Genomic DNA, 401 nt, shown 5'->3' on the forward strand with positions numbered 1-401 from the left:
AGCCGCGACATCACCTTCAGCTACACCGCCACCGATAACGACGGCGGCGTCAGTGCACCGAAGACGGTGACGATCACCGTGACCGGCACCAACGATGCGCCGGTCGCCGTCGCTGATACCCAAACCACCGGTGAGAACACCGCGCTGACTGGTCAGGTCCCGGCAGCGACCGATGTTGACGGTACGATAGCCAGCTACGCGCTAGACACTGGCGTGGGCCAAGGCAATGGCGCGTTGAGCTTCAGCGCCGACGGTAGCTACACCTTCACCCCCGGCACCGACTTCGACGCTTTGGCTGCCGACGAAAGTCGCGACGTCACCTTCAGCTACACCGCTATCGATAACGACGGCGGCGTCAGTGCACCGAAGACGGTGACGATCACTGTCACCGGCACAAATGA

The 401-nt window shown here is 62.6% G+C and carries 1 protein-coding gene; it reads left to right on the forward strand.

Translation table 11 applies throughout. The features are described 5' to 3' along the window. Positions 1 to 401, forward strand: a 401-nt coding sequence (locus tag BTW08_RS18670; protein WP_168170693.1) for an Ig-like domain-containing protein, incomplete at both ends; no start/stop codon positions are given.

The sequence above is a fragment of the Salinicola sp. MH3R3-1 genome, assembly GCF_001937155.1.
Classification (GTDB): Bacteria; Pseudomonadota; Gammaproteobacteria; order Pseudomonadales; family Halomonadaceae; genus Salinicola; species Salinicola halophyticus.